The following is a 22,170-nucleotide window of genomic DNA, read 5'->3' on the forward strand; positions in this document are numbered from 1 at the left end:
TATATAGATAACTATTATGAATTCATATGTTTACTGATATCAAAGTTAAGTCCTTGAGCAATTCTAGTACCTAATTCAACATTAGCTCTAAACCAGTGACATAACTGTCTTCCGATAATCTCATCACGCTTAGGTCCGTCTACACCACCCATTGCTGCAACAATATTAGCAACAGTATTCGTTTTCTCCTCTGCAGTCATGATCTCATATAATTTTCCTGGTTGACTGAAGTGATCATTCTCTCCTTCACCATTTCTATCATATCTATCTGCGATAACACTATTCAGCTCTTGAGCTGGTTCTCTATAACTTTGGTCTATTGTAATATTATCAAAGCTATTTGGGAAGTAGTTTGGTGCATCATCTCCATTACCATCTACTCTCATATAACCATCTCTTTGATAATTATTAGTCATAAATGGGCAACGGTTCACAGGGATTTGCTCATAGTTTGTCCCTAATCTATAACGTTGTGCGTCTGGATAAGATAAGATACGTCCTTGTAACATCTTATCTGGAGAGAATCCAATACCGTCTACAATATGTGTTGGCGCAAAAGCTGCTTGTTCCACATCTTGGAAGTAGTTTTTAGGCATTTTATTCAACTCTAATACACCTACATCGATTAGTGGATAATCACCATGTGGCCATACTTTCGTTACATCAAATGGGTTAACAACTGCTTCTTTAGCTTGTTGTTCAGTCATTACTTGGATCTTTAAGTTCCATTTAGGGAAATTACCATTTGAGATATTTTCATATAGATCACGTTGTGCATAGTCCATATCTGTCGCTCTCATTTGGTCTGCCTCTGGCCCTGTAAGGTTTTTAATTCCTTGAGCTGTTTTAAAGTGGAACTTCACGAATACTCTTTCATTCTCACTATTGATCATAGAGAAGGTATGGCTACCATATCCATTCATATGTCTAAATCCAAATGGAGTACCTCTATCAGACATTAAGATCAATACTTGGTGTAAACTCTCAGGGTTTAATGACCAGAAATCCCATACCATAGTAGGTGATTTTAGGTTAGTACCTGGGTGTCTTTTTTGAGTATGGATAAAGTCAGGGAATTTCTTAGCATCTTTAATAAAGAATACTGGTGTATTGTTACCTACTAAATCCCAGTTACCATCTTCTGTATAGAACTTCACTGCAAAACCACGTGGATCACGTTCTGAGTCAGCAGACCCTTTCTCTCCACCTACAGTAGAGAATCTAACAAAAACATCTGTTTGTTTTCCTACTTCACTAAATAATTTAGCTTTAGTATATTTCGTGATATCGTTTGTTACTGTAAATGTTCCATAAGCTCCTGAACCTTTAGCATGCACAATACGCTCTGGAATACGCTCCCTATTAAAGTGAGCTAACTTTTCATGTAAAATATAATCTTCTAGTAATACAGGACCTCTAGCACCTGCTGTTAATGAATCCTCATGATCTACATAAGGTCTACCTGAAGCTGTTGTCAATTTTTGTTCTTTCATAATTATTATTTTTGTCGTTTATCTCTCTTTTTCTTTTACAAACTTACAGATATAATCCACTGATAACTAGATTTTAGCATACTTTGACTCAATACAACTATTGGTAAAATCTATTATTAAAATTAAAAACATAAATATACTCAATACATATATTTATACATTACACTCAAATTCCAAGCCACTTCTATATCTAAAAATACAATTTTTTAGATTAAAATAGTTTATATTCTGATTATAAAATAGTTAATAATAATCTCAAGAAAGAGATATTTATCTCAGTAAATGCAGTATCTTTCTAACTCATAGCAAATGGTAATTTTCTACACACAATGAATACAGCAGAATTTAGCTTTATATGTTTTAATCAATTAAACTCAGTTCAGAAAGATAACTTAATACAAAAGATTACAGAATTAGATACTTTCCCAGCATACTTAAATGCAGATAGCATAAGAAACAAATATTGGAATAGTATCTTTACAGTATTTTCTACTGATCAATTCATAATACTAGAAGACAACAACCTCGTTGCTACCATCCATTGTATTCCTTTACACTTAACTAAAATAGAGTTTGCTAAACTTCCTGCAGGAGGATGGAGATGGGCATTAGAGAAATCCTTTGCTGATCACGAACGCATTCTAAAACCGAATACATGGTGTTGTCTATCTATTTTTACGAATAAGTCTTATCCCGAAAATGAGATACACCGCTATATCATGAGTAACCTAAAACAGATAGCTACTCAAAAGAAATATCAAAATATTATCAGCCCGATTAGGCCTAAAATGAAACAACATTACCCTCTTCAAGATACAACCAATTATTCACAATGGATTAATAATTCAGGGTTACCATATGATATTGAGGTTAGAAAACATGTAATCAATGGAGCTATAATTCAAGGTGTATGCTCCTCTTCATTTCATATTAAAGGAACGATATTACAATGGGAAAAATGGACAGGATATACTTTCCAATCAACTGGAGAATATATATTACCTATGGGATTAAGTACCCTTAAGGTAAATGTCGAGCTAAATAAAGGTGAGTATATAGAACCTAATATTTGGATGATATATAAAGTATAACCCCTTAATTATTGCGTATTGTAAAGGATATAGAAGTACCAGCTCCTTTCTTACTCTTAAGAATAAGCTTTGAATTCAAAACACGTAGTCTATCTTCCATATTTTTAATTCCCAATCCGCGTTTAGCAGATTTTACATTAAATCCCTTTCCATTGTCTACTACCTCGATTCGGAAATAGTCATTTGATAAATACTCCACTATTAGCCTGCACTCTCTCGCTTCAGCATATTTCTGAACATTCTGAAACGCTTCCTGAAGCACTCTATAAATATTTACCTTGATCTTATGACTTAGCTTCTCTAGTTCTATTTTAGAATCTATTTTACAATCAAAGACTGTACTAACATTTCTATTTTGCATATAGACTAATTCCTCTAAAAGTTGTCCAAAATTGCTAATTAAGAATTTCTCTTCATTGTATAATGCATGAGAACTATTTCTAATAAATCGCTCTACCTCTTGTACCTCCTTAACTAAAGACTCTTTAATAGTTTCTAGATTATCGTTTTCTAACTGTAAAAGAGAAAATCGTGTAACAAATAGCTTATTTAAAACACCATCATGCAATTCCTTAGCAAATTTCTTTCGTTCTAATTCTTGTGCTCTTGTTATACTATTCTGAATATGAATAATAGAGTCATAATAATTCTCAGTATCCTTCTGATACATCTGAACAAGAGCTATTTCTTTAGCTTTACTTCTATAAAAGACAATACACAATATTCCTATAAAACTAAAAAACAAAGCTATACTCGCATAAGTTATAAGGTTATTTTGATCTTTTAATATCTGATTTGATCTGATAAGAGAGTCTGATTCATATTGTAATCGTGCGAACTTGCTTCTGATCGTATTAATATCGTTATTAATCAATTCATTGATATACTGATAATAAGAAAAGTTAGTTTTAGAATCAAGTTTATCATAACTCTAACGCTTTCTTCTGTATTCTTAAATCATCATAGTGAGTAGCAGAAGATAACACTTCTTCTAGTAACTGAATTCCATGCGTGAGTTCGTCTCTTTCTAACTTATATTCGGCATATAATATTTTGTTTAGATTATAGGCATGTAGATTATCTATACCTAGACTGTGATTCATTGCCTCGACCACATAACTTATCGCAGAGTCGTACTTCTTATTTTTTAATTGAAGAGAAGCATTAGTGTGCAATAACATAGAATAAAAAGACTCTTTATCCTTATTTTCTAATAGCTCTAAATGTTTAAAAGCTTCTTGAATAATTTGCTCTGCTTGATCATAATTCCCTTTTTCTATGTACGCACGAGAGAGGTTATTTTTAATAGAAATCTTATTCATGAGTATTTGTTCTTGCGAATAGAAGTTTTTTAATTCTTCTGCCCCCAAATACTCATCAGCTTTATTTAGCATAGTTATAGCCTTATCATTTCTTTCTAAGCCCAATTCTATCACTCCTAATATGAATGCTTGACTGTATAAAGTATGTTTATCTACATTATCTCCATTTAAAGCTATTGCTTGTAACAACTGTAATTGAGCTTCTAAGAAAACCCCTCTACTAGAAAGCAATATACTAAAGTATAAATAAGTCTTTTGAAGGTTCTTAATATCCTTTATACTCTTGTAATATTGTGCTGATTTATTGTAATAGTAATAACTACTATCAGATACAGTAGTATATTGATAATGTTCTCCTAAGTCAAAATAAGTATTGGCTAGAGATGCACTATCTTGATTCTTTAAGGCATTAAGATACGCATAAGTTAACTTGTTCTTTTCCTTATAGATATCATCTTTATTAGCTAATGTACTTGGTCTATAATAAGCATTACCTAATAGCAATAGTCGTTTAACTAGACGGTCAGTTTCTGAGTAATTAATTGTATCATTATAATACATTTTTTCTACTTTCCCAGCGTGCAGATTATGCTTTTGTACATCTAACTGTCTTTCCCCTTTTTTAGTACAACTATGAAAAAAAGGGATTAATAAACAATATAAAATGTATTTTCTAAACATTACACTTCCTGATTCTAAGAAAAGCTAAAAGTATAAAAAATTATCATCCGCATCGAACTCGTTAATCCTTTTATCAATATTTTATACATTACAACCAAAATATACTAATATTCTTTTAATCCCTCCTTAAATACTTCTAAAGCTCTTTCTCTAGCAAACTTATGTTCAACTATTGGTTGTCTATAATAGAGTTCTCTCCACTCAGGAACCCATTTGTCCATATAGCTTCCGTCTTTATCGAACTTCTTTGCCTGTTCTGTTGGATTAAATATTCTAAAGTAGGGTGCAGCATCACATCCACAGCCTGCTACCCATTGCCAATTCCCGTTATTAGAGGCTAAGTCATAATCTAGTAACTGTTGAGCAAAATAAGCTTCTCCCCAACGCCAATCAATCAATAAATGCTTCACTAAAAAACTAGCAACTACCATACGCACTCTATTATGCATAAATCCTGTAGCATTTAATTCTCTCATCCCAGCATCCACCAACGGATAACCTGTATTACCTTCACACCATGCCAAGAAGTCTTCTTCATTATTGCGGTATTTTATACCCTCATATTTGGACTTAAAACAATGCTTTTCTACTGCGGGGTATAAATACATGATCTGACTAAAGAACTCTCTCCAAATCAACTCTGATAGCCATACATCATTTTCTTTTAAAGCAATACGTACACATTTTCTAATAGATATAGTACCGAAGCGCAATGCTGTACCTAATAGACTAGTTCCTTTTATACCTGGATAATCACGATACTGATCATACGTTGAAATGATAGCTAAATCTATTTCATTCGTTATCTTCCTATTTTCAGAAGAACGATACCCTAGCTGTTCTAGAGAAATAATATCACTTTGAAAATGATGGAACAACGCCTTTTCTAATGCTACGGTATAGTCAAACAAATTATTTTCTGTCAATAATGATCTCCATTTTTTAGCATAAGGAGTATATACTTGGTATGCAGTTCCATCTTGTTTTAAGATTTCACCTCCTCTAAAAATGACGTGATCTTTATACTGATAAAAAGGAATATTCTTTTGTTGAAGAAAAGAAGCTACTTCACAATCTCTTTGAATAGCTTGAGGCTCATAATCTTCATTGCTATAAACAGCCTTTATTAAATAGTTATCTGTTAATTGCTCGAATACTTGAGATACTGTACTGTGATAACATAGTATACCTGAATTATACTTCTTCAGCTCGTCGTTTATCTTCACAATATGTTCATGAATATACTGTACTCGTCTATCTTCTACCTGACTAAACTGCTCTAAAATATCTTTATCAAAGATAAATAGAGGTAGAATAGGATATCCACTCTCTGCTGCATGATAGAAGGCGACATTGTCTTCTAGTCTTAAATCACGTCTAAACCAAACTACTACTACTTCTGCTTTTCTCATCGTTTTTCTTATTTAACCACAGATTACCTTCGTATTATCAAAAAAAGGGCTAAGTATTCTTTTATTCCCGAAAGATATAAAAGAATACTTAGCCCTGCATAATCAAATTATAAACTACTTATTAAAAAGCTCCTATTAAACTCATCCAACTCGTACCTACTACTAAATAAATAGCGAGTAACATTACTCCGATGATTAGACCATAAGTCCACCACGATTTTAGTTCCACATATCCACTTCCGAAGAATACAGGTGCAGGGCCATGTCCATAGTGTGTTAATGTTCCGTAGATAGATCCCATAAAACCTAACATCATCGCTAATAATACAGGTGGTACTCCTAACGACACCCCTACTCCTAATAAGGCTGCATACATAGCAGCTACGTGAGCAGTTGCACTCGCGAAGATGTAGTGACTAAAGAAGTAAACAATCACAATAATAGGGAAGGCATAATGCCAATCCATATCACCCATTTTACCTTTTACTAAATCACTGAACCATCCAATGAAACCTAGTTTATTCAATGAACTCGCCATCATCACTAGTACAGCGAACCATACAATAGTATCCCAAGCTCCTTTTTCTGCTTTTACATCGTCCCATGTCAACACAGATGTCAACAGTAAGATCGCTAAACCAATAAACGCAGTAGTAGTCGCATCGATACTAAATAAGTCTCCAGTAATCCAAAGTACTAACAGAATAACGAAAGTCATTAACATCAAGATCTCTGATATAGATAACTTACCCATTTCTCTTAATTTTTCAGCAGCTACTTTAGGTGCATCTCCTGTTTTCTTAAGTTCTGGTGGGAAGATCTTATACAATACTATCGGAGTCAAAATAAAAGCAACTAACCCAGGTACAAAACCTGCAGCTGCCCATGACATCCATGAGATATTAATTCCCATATCAGCAGCGAACTTCTGACACATTGGGTTACTTGCTGTACCTGTTAAGAACATAGATGATGCGATCAAGTTCATATAATAACAATTCAATGTCAAGAAAGAACCTAACTTCTTATGTGTTTCTGGTTTAGTTGCATCAGAACCAAAGTTCATAGCCATAGACTTCATGATAGGATAGATGATTCCTCCTCCACGAGCAGTATTACTAGGAATAGCAGGTGCTAATACTAAATCTGCTAGTCCTAAACCATAAGCCAACCCTAATGTACTTTTTCCAAAGGCACGAATAAATAAAAACGCAATTCTATTCCCTAATCCTGTTTTGATAAAACCTCTTGCTATAAAGAAAGAGATACCAATTAACCAGATTACTTTATCTCCAAAACCACTTAAACTCAGTGCTATTGACTTACCTGGATCTCCAGGTGCTAACAATTGAAAGAATGCTGTTAGACCTACTGCTAACATACACATTGTTCCCATTGGTGCTGCTTTTAGGATAATACCTAAAATGGTACTTACGAATATGGCAAATAAATGCCAGGCATCTGGAGTTACTCCTTCTGGAATTGGACAAAACCATAGTGCAATCCCGATTACAGCTGTAATCGCAAGATTCTTAAGATTTACTTCTTTCATCACTTATACGTCTTTGTGGTACAATTAGAATCTACATTGTAATTGGATAAATGCTAGATTAGAATTATAAGTTTTCGAATCTTTTATATTTTCTTTAAAGTTGTCTATTTGCATCCCCACTTGGATTCTCGCTCCATAATTTTTAAGGAACTCTAAACTAAACATAGGTGTCAATGTCTGACGTGCATTAGAATTTAACTGTGATTCCGCATCAAGGTATTCATAACGACATGCGAACTCTATAGCCTGGAAGTGCTTTCTACCAACTTCATAACGAATGTTTGGTAGCACATAGAAACTCTTCATTACATAATCATCTAATTTACCTAAGCGCTTATCAGCCGCCAACTTAAAGAACGCATCGTGATTAGTTCCTTGCTTAGCCTCTGTTTGAAAATCAAAACACCAACGATCACCAATAGGAAACTTAGCTGCTGCCTCTACTCCTACTGCATACACATTTTCTTTTTGCACCTCACCTATACCTCCACTAATACCTACATTAAAATCATGCTTCTTATTCAGGTTAAATAAAAGTCTACTTGAGTAATGCTTACCATCATCACTATCCGTCTTATTCTTTCCATTACCATTCGTCACAGAGAACCCGTAACTCATTGGCACTTTACCCAAGTCTACACTACCTGTAATAGCAGCACCTACCTGGAAGCTCATCCACCCATTGTTACCAAATAGATAGTAAGAGTTAGAGTAATCTATTGACTTCACAATATCTACCGCATACGTCTCTTCTAATCCGAATAGAGGTCTAAACTGTCCTACTGTAATCTGAAAGTAACGGTTAACCGTATACTTAGCATACGCATTTTCTAAAACTCGTGTACTTACGTCTTTATTCTTAAAGTCCGCAAAATTAACAAGAGCTGTTACTTCTAAGTTTTCAGTAATCTTCGCATTCATAGAAACACGCATTCTCTTGATATCAAAAGAATTGTTAGCATAATTTGTCTTTTCCGGTGTTTCTGAGTGATGTAGTCCATCTATATCCACACCTTTTTTAAAGTTATCTAAGTATCGAGTCTGGAATACTCCTCCTACTTTAAACTTAGGATATTTCTGCGGTTCAGGATTGATAATAACCTTGTCTTCGAAGACTTTGATTGTATCTGTCTTGACTTCTTGTGCGAATGAAATAGTGGAGCAGAATAATCCTGCTCCTACTATTATTTTAAATTTTAAGCTATTATAGAGTGTGAGAGTGCTCATAGGCTTATTTTTTATTTGTTATTTCTTAAACTTTAAAAAGCTAGCACGATTGTACTCGTAGTTCATACGTGCAATGTTAAGTACAGAAATACCTTGTGGGCATTCTACTTCACACGCTTCTGTATTAGAACAGTGTCCGAAATCTTCTGCATCCATCTGCGAGATCATTCTCAATGCTCTTTCTTTTCGCTCCTCTTGAGATTGAGGTAACAGCGCTAGTTGAGTAATCTTAGCTGATGTGAATAGAGCAGCACTACCATTCTTACAAGTAGCCACACATGCTCCACATCCGATACATGCCGCAGAGTCAAAAGCTGCTTCTGCTGTCTCATGTGATACAGGAATTGTGTTAGCTTCTGGAGCCTGTCCTGTATTTACAGACACATATCCTCCAGCAGAGATAATACGGTCAAAGGCACTTCTGTCCACTTTTAAGTCCTTCTTCACAGGAAATCCCTTTGCTCTGAAAGGCTCTATTAATACCGTCTCACCATCTCTGAACTCACGCATGTGTAACTGACATGTAGTTGTATTTTCTAATGGTCCATGAGGATTTCCATTGATTACTACACCACATTGTCCACAGATACCTTCTCTACAGTCATGGTCGAACTCTACCGGTTCTTCTTTATTTACAATTAATTGTTCGTTTAATGTATCCAACATCTCCAAGAAAGACATATGTGGATTCACATTTTCTAACGTATAATCAACAAGTTTTCCTTGTGTTTTACGATTTTTTTGTCTCCAAATTTTTAAATGCAGTTTCATAGACTTTTTTAATTATTTATAACTACGGATAGTTGGTTGTACGAATTCGAATTTTAACTCCTCTTTATTCAAGATAGGCTCTTTATCTAATGACCCTGGCCACTCCCATGCAGAGATGTATTGGAACTCAGCGTCATTACGAGCAGCCTCCCCTTCCTCTGTCTGGTACTCTTCTCTAAAGTGTGCTCCACAAGACTCGTTTCTAGTCAATGCATCATAACACATCAACACACCAATCTCAAGATAATCTGCTACTCGTCCTGCTTTTTCTAATTCAGCATTCATTGTATCATTCTCTCCTGGAACATGAACGTTTTTATAAAATTCATCTCTTAACTTCTTAATCTCTTCGATTGCATAAGTTAACCCTTCAGCTGTTCTAGCTAGACCACAGTAATCATATAATAACTTACCTAATTTTTTGTGGTAGTAGTCCACTGACTTATCCCCTTTTATATTTAATAATTGGTCTATTTTTTCTTTATTCTCAGTCACCACTTTGTCGAACTCTGGATGATCTGTAGAGATCTTACCTACTCTAATCTGATCTGCTAGATAGTTAGCGATCGTATAAGGTGCGATAAAGTATCCATCTACAGAAGCCTGAAGTAATGAGTTCGCTCCTAATCTATTCGCTCCGTGATCAGCGAAGTTCGCTTCTCCTAATGCAAATAATCCAGGAATAGTAGTCATTAACTCATAATCTACCCATAGTCCTCCCATAGAGAAGTGAGCCGCAGGAGATATCTTCATTGGTTCTTTATACGCATTGATACCTGTGATCTTCTCATACATACGGAATAAGTTTCCATACTTCTCAGCGATTTTTGGTTGTCCTTGCTCTTTGATTGCTTTAGAGAAATCTAAGTATACCGCATTCTTTAATGGTCCTACACCATGTCCTGCATCTATACGCTCCTTAGCTGCACGAGATGAGATATCACGAGGTGCTAAATTTCCGAATGCAGGATAACGACGCTCTAAGTAGTAATCTCTTTCATCCTCTGGGATATCGTTAGCCTCTCTTGTATCATCTGCTTTTTTAGGTACCCATATACGTCCATCATTACGCAGTGATTCTGACATTAATGTTAGTTTCGATTGGTAATCTCCAGACTGAGGTAATGAAGTTGGGTGAATCTGAGTCCAGCTAGGAGAAGCGAAATACGCTCCTTTTTTATGTGCTCTCCAGATAGCAGATCCATTACATCCCATCGCTAAAGTAGATAGGTAATAAATCTTACCGAAACCTCCTGTTGCTAATACTACAGCATGTGCTGAGTGTTTCTCTATCTCACCAGTCTCTAAGTTACGCACTACTACCCCTCTCGCTTTACCATCGATCACCACGATATCTAACATCTCATGAGAAGAGTATAGTTGTACTGTTTTCTTATCCACTTGGCGCATTAACGCTTGGTAAGTACCTAATAATAATTGTTGTCCCGTTTGACCTCTTGCGTAGAAGGTTCTACTTACCTGTACCCCTCCGAATGATCTATTGTTTAAGTATCCTCCGTATTCTCTACCGAAAGGAACCCCCTGAGCTACCGCTTGGTCGATCAAGTTAAGAGAACATTCTGCTAGACGATATACGTTCGCTTCACGCGCTCTAAAGTCTCCTCCTTTTAATGTATCTACGAACATACGGTACACACTGTCACCGTCGTTTTTATAATTTTTTGCAGCGTTCACCCCTCCTTGTGCAGCTACAGAGTGCGCACGACGAGGCGTATCTTGAAAACAAAAAGCTTTTACATTATATCCCATCTCTCCTAGAGAAGCGGCTAATGAACTTCCTGCTAATCCTGTTCCGATAACGATTACATCAAGTTTTTTTCTATTCGCAGGGTTTACCAGACGAGCAGTTTTTTTATAGTTAAACCATTTTTCTTCTAATGGCCCCTGAGGTATTTTTGCATCTAATTTCATAGCTAGTTTTTAAGATTAGTGATGTAAATAAAAATTGGCATTGCAGCAAATCCAACACAGATAATTACTGAATAAGCAACTCCGAAGATATTAACCCAACGTACAAACTTTGGGTGAAATAAACCTAACGTTCTTACTCCACTCGTAATTCCATGGATCAAGTGATAACACAATGCTATCATCGCGATAACATATACCACTACCAACCACAGCTCTTGGAATGCTGTAACTACTACTGCGTATAAATCTTTGTTTCCATTAGCATCGATGCCTATTTCCCCAAACTTATACACATACCAAAAGTTTTGAAAATGCAGAACAATAAAGATTAAAACTATTGTCCCTAGTACTCCCATATTTCTGCTGTACCATTTACTAGCTCTACCTCTATTATCTCTTTTATATGTACCTCCAGAAGCCTTGTTCTTAGAAGTAATAATTAAAGCATAGATGGCATGTCCTATAATAGAAGCATATAAAACATAAGAAACCATTTTTACCAATGGATTTCCGGTTAGAAAATGCGAGTACGCATTAAAGCTAAGTCTTGCGTGTTCTGGCTCTAAAAATAACTGTGTATTTCCTAAAAAGTGAATTAATAGGAAAAAGCAAAGAAATAATCCTGTCGCGGCCATTACAATCTTGCGTGAGAGTGTGTTCATCTTTGTACTTTGTTTTTAATAATTAATGAATCCTTATTATTGTTACTAAAAGCCTATATAGAAAATCAGTACTATATTTTACTTCTATTTATTATGGAGTATTTCTTCGTTTTTACTTCTTTTAGATATATAGATTCTATAAGAGTAAAATATCTTGATACACTCAAAAATATCCTATAAACAGTTTTATATTCTAATTTTAAACAGACTCTAATTGTTTTCTTTATTTATATGTTAAAAGTATAATTTTAGTGTTATTTCAAAGATGACATATATCAGCCATCATTTGGTTTTGCTCACTACCTATATACATTAACGTACATCAATATAATATCACAATCAATGTGAACTTGTATTTAAAATTATCAAATATTTTTAACATAAATAACATTCCTTAAAAAAATAATAAATTATAACAAATTATATAATCATTATAAATAGTACTAAAACTTCTAAAGAACATGCTACTCTTTTAACAACAAAATCAAATTCCATACCACAACGCTCTTTTTAACAAATTTAATTAGCACAACAAATAACAATACACCATATCCTCTATGTATTCTTTCAAATAAACACAACTAAACAGTAGTAAAAATCATTATATTCATTTCAGATCCCTAAAAAAGAAATCTATTGTATTATTCATAATTTATAAACAGATAAAACTACGAAACCCTCTTATTTACTACATTTAAGTATATATTATATATATTCTAAAAAGTCGCGTAAACGGAATAAAAAGCTTTCTATAAAAGTTGTAATAAACCTAAATAAGTATCTTTCCTACTTCTTTTATACACTAAACTGTATTTTTCTATTAATAGTTCATATTAAGAATTTAATCTAAAAAGAAGTTATTCCTCTCCCGAAGATTACCTTTTCTACCTATTAAACCTTAAAAAGAACGATTGCAGAATCCTCAATTTTACACTTCTATCTTTCTCTTTCTTTTAAAAGCTGTCATTAGTAGTGTGTTTAAATCAGAATAGGATAATGTAAGTGTATCAATGGAGCTTCTATTCCTATTTAATTTAGATTTTATCATAACATGAAATACAAGAACAGTAAGTGGAGTATAAAAGGACATTTATTGGACTAAACCATGCTCTGATCCACCATTATCGAGGTATTGTCCATGTATTGTCGAAGGATTTCCTTATAATCCCCAAAAATACTAGGGGTTAAGAGCTATTGTAGATAAGTGCTAAAAAGAACACAAAAACCAAACAAATATCTCACTATCAATTAATTATCATGATTTCAAGCCAAAAAAATACTCCTTATTTTTTATAAAAACAGGGATATATCGCTTATTTCACCTTTAAACTGAAAAAAAGAAACCTAAAAACTATAAAAACGATGTTTTAAGAGACTATTTTCTACTCAAAAAGAAAAAAATAAGGAGCAATTTTATAAGAATACAAGACTAGAGTGCATAAAAAAGCAGTAGTAGACCAAAGTCTACTACTGCTTCATAATATATATTTTCTGATCTATTCCTCTAAGACTGAAGTTCTACTTTAACCTAGATACGCAATAGACATATAAACGAAAAGTAATTATACAAAATAGCTCTAAATTAGTTAGTAAAGCATACTATAATATGGTTTAAGAACTAATGAAAGAAATATGAAGTAGAATTACCTTATAGTATTTCTAATGCAAATATGGGTTTAAATACTTGACTAGATACTTAGGCACATCCTCATATCCCTGTCTGAAATAGAAGCGCTGTGCATCTGTCCTTCTACTATGGCTGTGGAGTTCTATTCTATCACACCCTCTGCTTTTCGCTAGAGCTGTTACGTGTTCTTCTACTAATCTCCCCACACCCTTACTCCTGATATTCTGATCTACTGCAAAATAACTTATCCTTGCAAAATCACCTTCTAAGGCTATCTGAGGAATAAAGTGTACTGAGATAAAGGCGATGACTTGTCCCTTGTCCTCTACTACTAAGAGTGCCTCTCGTTCACAATTATTCATTTCGGCTATTCTATGGGGCAAAAAACCCAAGGTATTAGGATACCCCATTTGTTCTAAAAGATTAGCAACTACACCAGCATCGTTGATTTCCATCTTTCTTATCTCCATCTCTACTTATTTTAAAGAAATGTAACTATTTTAAAAAACAGAGACAATGTTTTTATTCTTTTTTATAAGAGCGCGCTCCAGACATACTTGATCCTGCATCTTTACTCAGATTAATAAATACTAAACTAGACAGTATCGTAATCAATCCCATAACTAAGAAAGTATATCTAAACACACCTATCTTATCACCTGATTCTGCAATCTGACTGTTCTGAAACAACATCAACACCATCGCTGATAAAGATATTCCTAAACTAACTGCTAACTGCTGTGTCACGGATAGCAGGCTGTTTCCTTCACTAGACGTATCTTGGTCTAAATCCGCTAAAGAAATAGTATTCATAGAGGTAAACTGTATCGCGTTAAAAGCACCGTTACCGATCATCAGTAAGATAATTACCCAATAAGGTGTAGTAGGCGTTATAAAGAAGAAACAGCTGATTAACAACCCTGTCAGTACTGTATTGGTAATCAACGTACTTCTGTATCCAAAACGTCTTACAATAGGTACTACGAAGTTACGAGAGACCAAGTTAGACAAGGCTTGTGGAATCATCATCATCCCTGCGTACATCGCTGAGTATCCATATCCAACTTGTAATAATAAAGGAATCATCAATGGCATTCCCCCAATTCCGAAACGTGTAATTAAGTTACCAATCAACCCTAAACGAAGCGTGGTAATCTTAAATAAGCTCAATTTAATCAAAGGTTCTTTTGTCATTCTAGCATAGAATACATAAGCTACTCCCATCAGCATCGCTACAATAAATAGTGTAATTAATTGTACTGAAGATATTGTAGGGCTATTCCATTTCTCTATTACTAAAGTTAAGGTAGTCAGTCCTCCACTAAACAACACCCATCCCAGAAGGTCAAAACGCCCTACCGTATTGGTAAAATTAGGAATAATCTTTCTAGCAAAAAGTACTGCTATCACTCCTACTGGTACGTTAATAAGGAATATCCAATGCCAAGACAACTTCTCTACTAAAAAACCTCCTACTGCAGGTCCTAACATAGGTCCTATCAGTCCAGGTATGGTGATAAAGTTAATCACCTTTAACAACTGGTTTTTAGGATAAGCATAAATTAAAGTTAATCGAGCTACAGGTACCATCATCGCTCCTCCAACAGCCTGAAATATACGTGCTAGAACTAGCTGATCTAAGGTAGCTGACATAGAACAGAATACAGAACCTAACGTAAATAGCCCCACTGCTAAGATAAAGATTCTCTTCGTACCAAATCGGTCTGCTAACCATCCACTCAACGGAATCAACAAAGCGACTGTCAATGTATAGGACACAATGATACTCTGCATCCCTAAGGGTGACTCTCCTAAGCTCTTCGCGATAGAGGGTAATCCTGTGTTTAAAATTGTAGCATCTAGTGCTTGCATAAAGATGGCTAGAGCTCCCAGCCATGGCAAATATTTGCGTGTTCTTTCATCTTTTATTACTCCTGCTTGCATTGTATTCTAAATCATTTAGTAATTAATAATTTCTTTTTCACAGTGCAAAATTAGAGTATCTATTCTCATTTATTTAATGAATTAGATAGATATTTTTTATCCTAAATAGGCTTTAAAATGATGAAAAAACAATAGTTATATCAATTATACATTTCCCTATCTCTTTCTTTATTAATATATAATTTTTATAGCTATACTATTATTAGATAGATAATTTTTATATTATTTATACTGCAAAATTTGATAGACAAACTCTATAATGATTGATAAAAAAATGCTATTACAAGCAAAGCACAATAAATAATCTAATCATTACAGGGATAATACCCAATTATTTATGATTTCTCTACCATGAGAGGTAATATAAGATTCAGGGTGAAACTGTACTCCCTTAATATTATACACTTTATGGCGAATAGACATGATAACTCCTTCATCGCTAAGCGCTACTATCTCTAGTTCTTCTGGAAAATCAGTAGTCGATAAAGCCCATGAATGATATAACCCCACTGAAACAGGTGTATCTATAGTAGCAAATAAAATATTTTCTGTTCTGTAATGTAAGGTAGTAGACTGCCCGTGATAGACATAAGATAGATTCTCTAATGTAGCTCCGAAGTACTCTCCGATAGTCTGATGCCCTAGACAAACACCTAAGATCGGTTTATCTGCTTTATATCTATCTAATATTCGAAACAAGATAGGGTAACTACGAGGGACATCTGGTCCTGGAGATAAAACAAGCATATCAAACTTATCCAAAGATTCTAAAACAACCTCATCATGAGGAATTACTGTAATATTACAATGTTCGTTCTCATCAAAGAGTTGAACCAAATTATAAGTAAACGAGTCATGATTATCTATTATAACAATTTGTTTGATTTCACTCATAAACTATTTTGTACTTTTGAACCTTTAAACTTGATTAAATATGGTGCTCAAAGATACAACTATCTCTCTAATGAACTCATTGGGATCACAGAGAATTCCTTTCCTTTTTATCATTAGCTATAATGGAAAAGACTGTATCATCCAACCCTTAAAAGATATTGATCAAGAAGAAATAAAATATAACTTCAACGGAATAAGCAATACACAACCAAAAGAGCATATCTCTGATCTAAAAATAGAAGCAAGACCTCTTAGCTTTGAGCAATATCAAGAGAAGTTTGATATCGTCAAACAAGAGTTACAGCTAGGGAATACATACCTTATTAACCTCACTGTAGCTACGCCTATATCATCTGAATACACCTTAGAAGATGTGTATCACACTGCTAAGGCAAAGTATAAACTACTGGTAAAAGATCAGTTCACGTGCTTCTCACCTGAGATATTCGTTCAGATCAAGGATAATGCGATATACTCCTATCCTATGAAAGGAACTATTAAAGCAGATATTCCCAATGCTAGTGAACTTCTCTTAAATGATAAAAAAGAGACGGCAGAGCATTATACGATTGTTGATTTAATCCGAAATGATTTAAATATCGTTTCTAAAAAAGTGAGAGTAAACCGCTTTAGATACCTAGATAAACTAGAGACTTCTAAAGGGGCTATTTTACAGATGAGTTCTGAGATAGCAGGAGAACTATCTCCTAATTGGCACAAGGAGATAGGAACTATATTTAGCAAACTACTACCCGCAGGCTCTATCACTGGATCTCCTAAAGAAAGTACGGTAAATATAATAGCCAAAGCAGAACAATACGACCGCAATTACTATACTGGAGTATGTGGTATCTATGATGGTGAAAGCGTTGATAGTGCTGTGATGATTCGCTTTATAGAGCAGCAAGCTAATCAACTAGTGTATAAAAGTGGTGGAGGAATTACATCTTCTAGTGAAGTAGAAAAGGAATACGAAGAGTTACTTCAAAAAATATACATACCTAGTTGATTAATTTCAATTAAAATACAAATCAACTAGTATAAATTCATTTTTATCATTTTTAAAGTGATAAACAACTCTTATTAATAATAGTTAAAAAACAACTCTACTGAGCGAATTTAAATTATTTAATTATCATATTGCACTACTTTTCATTGCATTTTAGTTAATTAAAACCACTAAAAACAAGCACTTTATCTATTCATAATTGATTATTTTATTTTTATATACATCTTAATTCTGTAAATTACCCCTACCAAAAACTAATTTAATAAAGAATGAAAGATTTGTATAAACAAATCGGTGAATTACTCATCGATCAGAATTACGATGCCTTACATGATCTAAAAATCGAAAAGCCAGAGTACTTTAACTGGGTACAAGAAGTGTATGAAGATATACACGTAAAAGAAACACCTGAGAAGACTGCCCTATTATGGACAGATGGAGAGGTGACTCATCACTACACCTTTCAGACCTTACATGATCGGTATAATCAATTGATTAACTTTTTGCGTTCTAAAGGAATTCAAAAAGATGATGTGATTCTAACACAAATGATGCTACAACGCATTAACTGGGTAACACATTTAGCAACAATAAAAGCTGGATATCGATTATCTCCAGCTGCAAGTATATTGGGTGTAAAAGATTTAGTGTATAGATTCCAAAAGATAGCTCCTAAAGTAATATTAGCAGATAGTGATAATGTAGAAAAGATAGATCAGGCTGAAAAAGAGTCTGGTATAGTGATCCCTGTAAAGATTATCGTAGATGGACAAAGAGAGGGATGGTCCCCACTAACTGTACTAGATCAACAGAGTAAAGAGGCAAAAGGTGAAATGACTAAACCTGATGACACTCTATTTATGTTCTTTACCTCTGGTACTACAGGAATGCCTAAGATAGTATGCCATACTCAGTTAAGTCAACCTCTAGGACACCTTACTACTACCTCTTGGATAGGACTTACGCGCAATGATATTCACTATAATATCTCACAACCTGGGTGGGCTAAATTTGCTTGGAGTAGTTTATTCGCTCCTTGGAATGTAGGAGCTACTATATTTGCTTTTGCTACGAAAGAGCGCTTCAATGCAGCTAAAACACTAGAAATGATAGAGAAACACGAGGTAACATCTTTATGTGCTCCTCCTACTGTACTGCGTTTCTTCATACAAGAGGATCTAAAGAAATACAACTTTAGCCTAAAGAAATGTGTAGCAGCTGGTGAACCTCTAAATCCTGAGATCATTGAAGAGTGGAAAGAAGGAACAGGGTTAGTCGTTAGAGATGGTTTTGGTCAAACAGAAAGTACATGTATGATTGCTAACTATCCTAATGCTAAGCTAAAATATGGTTCTATGGGTAAACCTACTTTCTTATACAATATTGTCATTGCAGATGATGATGGAAAAGAAGTCGCTATCAATGAGGAAGGGAATATCTGTGTAAGAACAGGTACAGGACAGCTAAACGGAATATTCAAAGAGTACTTATACGACAAAGTAAAACAGAGTGAAGTATTTAAACATGGATTATACTACACAGGCGACAAGGCATATAAAGATGAAGATGGTTATATCTGGTTTATCGGTAGAGATGACGATGTGATCAAAGCTTCTGATTACCGTATCGGTCCATTTGAAGTAGAAAGTGTACTATTAGAACACCATGATGTAGTAGAATCTGCTGTAGTAGCGAGTCCTCATCCAGTAAAAGGATTTGAAGTAAAAGCATTTATTATCTTAAATGACCATACTAAAGCATCTGCAACTTTAGCACAAGAGTTATTTAAATACTCTCGTGAACATCTAGCACCTTATAAGATGCCACGTAAGATAGAGTTTGTGACAGAGCTACCGAAGACCATTAGTGGTAAAATAAAGCGCGTAGAACTAAGAGCACTACAAGCTGAAAGAATTGCTAAAAAACAAGAGGTTGAACTAGAGTTTGACTACGTAAAATAAGAAAAGAGAAAAGGGCTGCCAGATATCTGACAGCCCTTTCTAATTATAAATAAAAAACTTACTATTCTAACGTAAAACTAATAGAAACATTAGATACTACTTCTAGTTCTCCTAATGCGATAGTTTGTTCTCCAAAATCTGCTGATGCTTTCATCATTGCCATTGGTCTAACAATAATAGGTGTAGATGCACTACTATCAGATACTAAAATAGCTTTACCTACTTTTTGCCCTAATGCATTTGCATAGTCAATAGCTTTTTGTTTTGCTTCTTTTACTGCTAGTGTACGAGCTTCTGCTTCATACATTGCTGTCTTAGAAGACTGGAAGTCTACTCCATCGATTCTATTCACTCCAGACTCTGTAAGTCCTACCATTAACTTCTCATATTTAGAGATATCTGTCAATGTAATAGATAAAGTCTGAGATGCTGAGAAGTAATCTTTCTTCTCTTCATAGTCTCTAGATTTATAAAGGCTCACGCGTTCTGTTTGCATGTCTTTATCCTCTATTTTCATTGATTTTATGTACTTAATGATAGTTGCAATAGCTTTATCATTTGCTTTTTTAGCATCTGCTGCTACTTCGGCTTTATTCTCTACTCCTACTCTGATTACTACTTTATCTGGTGTAACATTTACCTTTCCTACTCCATTTACTTGAATCTGAGGTACAACTACACCGTTGTTATTTTGAGCTACGATAGCTGTTGTTGTCATTAATAATGACGCGAACATAATTGACATTTTTTTCATTTGTGACTTTCTTTTTGCTTTGTTATATTACAAATGTATCTAAAAAACATACTGTAAATAGTACCAAGGTCATAAATAATTGCCAAAAAAAGTCTATTGAATCCTTTTACTTCTGTACATTCCTACTAAAATCAATACAGGGATTAATAGTATTGCTATTAATTTAAATTCTGTTTGGATCAAGATAGGGTACTTTAATACAATCAATATTAAACCTGCTAATGCTCCTCCAATATGTGCTGTATGCCCAATACCATCATTATTCTTCTTCATTCCATAAAGTGAATACAGTAAATACCCTACTGCAAACATATAAGCAGGAATAGGAATCGGTATAAAAAACATATACAAACTCATAGAAGGATTAAGCATAATAGATGCATATAATACTCCCATAATAGCTCCTGATGCCCCTACTGCTCTATAATGAGGTTGGTTTTTATAAAACTGATAAGTCAATATATTTCCCACTAATAAACTTGCAATATAGACTATCAAGAAATATAATACTCCTGAAACATGGATAATAATATCTGCAAAAAAATACAAGGTTAACATATTAAATGCAAAGTGCATCCAATCAACATGTAAGAAACCTGATGTTATAAAGCGATAGCGCTCTCCTTTATTAATTTGATTAATATCAAAGCAATACTTATTAAAAAAGCTAAAATCATTTAACCCCTTATAAGTAACAAGTCCATTTAACCCTAGAAGGATTAGGGTAATCGTAGATATATCCATATAAAAATATTTGGTTAAAAATAAAGAATTGTTCGCTACTCGCCTATTAAATTTGTGTTAGATTATGGTATTAAACTATCTTTGCACAAAATTAAACAGAATGAATTTCCTTATATATATACTTGTTTACCCTATAATATGGCTAATCTCTAAGATGCCTTTCCCTATATTTTACTTTATCTCTGATATCTTCTATGTATTGTTATATAAAGTTGTCGGATACAGAAAGAAAACAGTGAGAGAGAATATTAGAATGACTATGCCTCACCTCTCTGAAAAGGAGGTTAAAAAAGTAGAGAAAGAATCCTTTAGACATTTATGTGATATCTTCTTAGAAATGATCAAAACATTTACTATCTCTGAAGAAGAACTAAAGAAGAGATTTACCTTTTCTAACCTAGACACTGTATTAGAAGTAGAGAAACAAGGTAAAAGTGTTATGTTATTCTGTGCGCATTATGCTAACTGGGAGTGGATCATCATCTTAGATCGTTTTATTCAATTCCAAGGTTATGCTGTCTATAAAAAAATAGGTAATCCTTATTTTGATCAGTTAATCAAAAAGATTCGTTCTCGATTTAACACTGTTCTTGTCGAAATGAAGGAAACTATCAAAGTAATCAGACAAAATGAAGTGAGTAAAAACCACGGTGTTTACGCTTTTATTAGTGATCAATCTCCTATGGTGAGTAAAGCCAATTGTTGGCAAGACTTTATGGGGATAGAAGTTCCTGTATTTACAGGAGGAGAAGCGCTGTGTAAGAAATTCGATATGGTACCTATGTATCTAAAAGTAGAGTACATTAAAAGAGGACATTATAAAACAACTTTTGTTCCTTTATTAAAAGAAGGAGAAGCACTAGAGGATGTTCCTAATTATGAATTGACTCATCGATTCTTAGGTGAATTAGAGAAGCAAATTATAGAAGCGCCTTCATACTACTTCTGGACACATAAACGATGGAAACACAGAGGTAAAAAACCTGCTAATATCAAATAGTAATATCATCAAATCCTTTCTGATTAGAAAGGATTTTTTATTTATAATAAAAAGAAGTTTACATCGTTTGTATCATTGTAAATTACTACATTAG

Annotated in this window: 18 protein-coding genes; 4 read left to right on the forward strand and 14 right to left on the reverse strand. The window is 34.0% G+C overall.

Going from position 1 to position 22,170, the window contains the following annotated elements; genetic code table 11:
- Window positions 1-14: 14 nt before the first annotated feature.
- Complete coding sequence (locus HX049_RS14275) at window positions 15-1,493, reverse strand: catalase (RefSeq protein ID WP_286416666.1); 1,479 nt, start codon at window positions 1,491-1,493, stop codon at window positions 15-17.
- Between the two features lie 329 nt (window positions 1,494-1,822).
- Between HX049_RS14275 and HX049_RS14280 the strand changes: the two genes are divergently transcribed.
- The gene (locus HX049_RS14280; RefSeq protein ID WP_286416667.1) at window positions 1,823-2,584 is read left to right on the forward strand and encodes a hypothetical protein; all 762 of its coding nucleotides are present in this window, start codon (window positions 1,823-1,825) and stop codon (window positions 2,582-2,584) included.
- A gap of 4 nt (window positions 2,585-2,588) precedes the next feature.
- Here the strand turns inward: HX049_RS14280 and HX049_RS14285 are convergent, their stop codons facing one another.
- The 11 genes from HX049_RS14285 to HX049_RS14335 form a co-directional block, all read right to left on the reverse strand.
- Window positions 2,589-3,458 (reverse strand): sensor histidine kinase, encoded by an 870-nt coding sequence (locus HX049_RS14285; RefSeq protein ID WP_286416668.1) that lies wholly within the window; start codon window positions 3,456-3,458, stop codon window positions 2,589-2,591.
- 49 nt (window positions 3,459-3,507) lie between these two features.
- Window positions 3,508-4,587 carry a hypothetical protein gene (locus tag HX049_RS14290; RefSeq protein WP_286416669.1) on the reverse strand — a complete coding sequence of 360 codons (1,080 nt, stop codon included), beginning with the start codon at window positions 4,585-4,587 and terminating at the stop codon, window positions 3,508-3,510.
- Between the two features lie 104 nt (window positions 4,588-4,691).
- Window positions 4,692-5,999 carry a cryptochrome/photolyase family protein gene (locus tag HX049_RS14295; RefSeq protein ID WP_286416670.1) on the reverse strand — a complete coding sequence of 436 codons (1,308 nt, stop codon included), beginning with the start codon at window positions 5,997-5,999 and terminating at the stop codon, window positions 4,692-4,694.
- A gap of 121 nt (window positions 6,000-6,120) precedes the next feature.
- Window positions 6,121-7,551, reverse strand: coding sequence for an anion permease (locus tag HX049_RS14300; RefSeq protein WP_286416671.1), 1,431 nt, complete (start codon window positions 7,549-7,551; stop codon window positions 6,121-6,123).
- A gap of 24 nt (window positions 7,552-7,575) precedes the next feature.
- Window positions 7,576-8,778: a porin gene (locus tag HX049_RS14305; protein ID WP_286416672.1), complete on the reverse strand. Its 1,203-nt coding sequence runs from the start codon at window positions 8,776-8,778 to the stop codon at window positions 7,576-7,578.
- Between the two features lie 18 nt (window positions 8,779-8,796).
- Window positions 8,797-9,549 (reverse strand): succinate dehydrogenase/fumarate reductase iron-sulfur subunit, encoded by a 753-nt coding sequence (locus HX049_RS14310; protein ID WP_041893038.1) that lies wholly within the window; start codon window positions 9,547-9,549, stop codon window positions 8,797-8,799.
- Between the two features lie 12 nt (window positions 9,550-9,561).
- Window positions 9,562-11,481, reverse strand: coding sequence for a fumarate reductase/succinate dehydrogenase flavoprotein subunit (locus HX049_RS14315; protein WP_041893041.1), 1,920 nt, complete (start codon window positions 11,479-11,481; stop codon window positions 9,562-9,564).
- Window positions 11,482-11,483: 2 nt separating this feature from the next.
- Window positions 11,484-12,143 (reverse strand): succinate dehydrogenase cytochrome b subunit, encoded by a 660-nt coding sequence (locus tag HX049_RS14320; RefSeq protein ID WP_286416673.1) that lies wholly within the window; start codon window positions 12,141-12,143, stop codon window positions 11,484-11,486.
- Between the two features lie 1,659 nt (window positions 12,144-13,802).
- Window positions 13,803-14,240 (reverse strand): GNAT family N-acetyltransferase, encoded by a 438-nt coding sequence (locus HX049_RS14325; protein ID WP_286416676.1) that lies wholly within the window; start codon window positions 14,238-14,240, stop codon window positions 13,803-13,805.
- A gap of 52 nt (window positions 14,241-14,292) precedes the next feature.
- Window positions 14,293-15,714, reverse strand: coding sequence for a multidrug transporter subunit MdtD (mdtD, locus tag HX049_RS14330; protein ID WP_286416679.1), 1,422 nt, complete (start codon window positions 15,712-15,714; stop codon window positions 14,293-14,295).
- Between the two features lie 312 nt (window positions 15,715-16,026).
- A complete protein-coding gene (locus HX049_RS14335; RefSeq protein WP_286416680.1) occupies window positions 16,027-16,608 on the reverse strand; it encodes an anthranilate synthase component II in 582 nt (193 codons plus the stop codon).
- 40 nt (window positions 16,609-16,648) lie between these two features.
- Here HX049_RS14335 and HX049_RS14340 point away from each other — a divergent pair, with 40 nt between their 5' ends.
- Together HX049_RS14340 and HX049_RS14345 are read left to right on the forward strand one after the other, a co-directional pair.
- A complete protein-coding gene (locus HX049_RS14340; protein ID WP_286416682.1) occupies window positions 16,649-17,617 on the forward strand; it encodes an aminodeoxychorismate synthase component I in 969 nt (322 codons plus the stop codon).
- Window positions 17,618-17,886: 269 nt separating this feature from the next.
- Window positions 17,887-19,578 (forward strand): acyl-CoA synthetase, encoded by a 1,692-nt coding sequence (locus tag HX049_RS14345; protein ID WP_286416684.1) that lies wholly within the window; start codon window positions 17,887-17,889, stop codon window positions 19,576-19,578.
- A gap of 61 nt (window positions 19,579-19,639) precedes the next feature.
- Here the strand turns inward: HX049_RS14345 and HX049_RS14350 are convergent, their stop codons facing one another.
- The gene (locus HX049_RS14350) at window positions 19,640-20,332 is read right to left on the reverse strand and encodes an SIMPL domain-containing protein (RefSeq protein ID WP_286416685.1); all 693 of its coding nucleotides are present in this window, start codon (window positions 20,330-20,332) and stop codon (window positions 19,640-19,642) included.
- Between the two features lie 93 nt (window positions 20,333-20,425).
- Window positions 20,426-21,076 carry a rhomboid family intramembrane serine protease gene (locus tag HX049_RS14355; protein WP_286416686.1) on the reverse strand — a complete coding sequence of 217 codons (651 nt, stop codon included), beginning with the start codon at window positions 21,074-21,076 and terminating at the stop codon, window positions 20,426-20,428.
- Window positions 21,077-21,176: 100 nt separating this feature from the next.
- Here HX049_RS14355 and HX049_RS14360 point away from each other — a divergent pair, with 100 nt between their 5' ends.
- A complete protein-coding gene (locus HX049_RS14360; RefSeq protein ID WP_286416688.1) occupies window positions 21,177-22,076 on the forward strand; it encodes a lysophospholipid acyltransferase family protein in 900 nt (299 codons plus the stop codon).
- Window positions 22,077-22,170: the final 94 nt, after the last annotated feature.

Source organism: Myroides odoratimimus, assembly GCF_030326305.1.
In the GTDB taxonomy this organism is placed as follows: domain Bacteria; phylum Bacteroidota; class Bacteroidia; order Flavobacteriales; family Flavobacteriaceae; genus Flavobacterium; species Flavobacterium odoratimimum_A.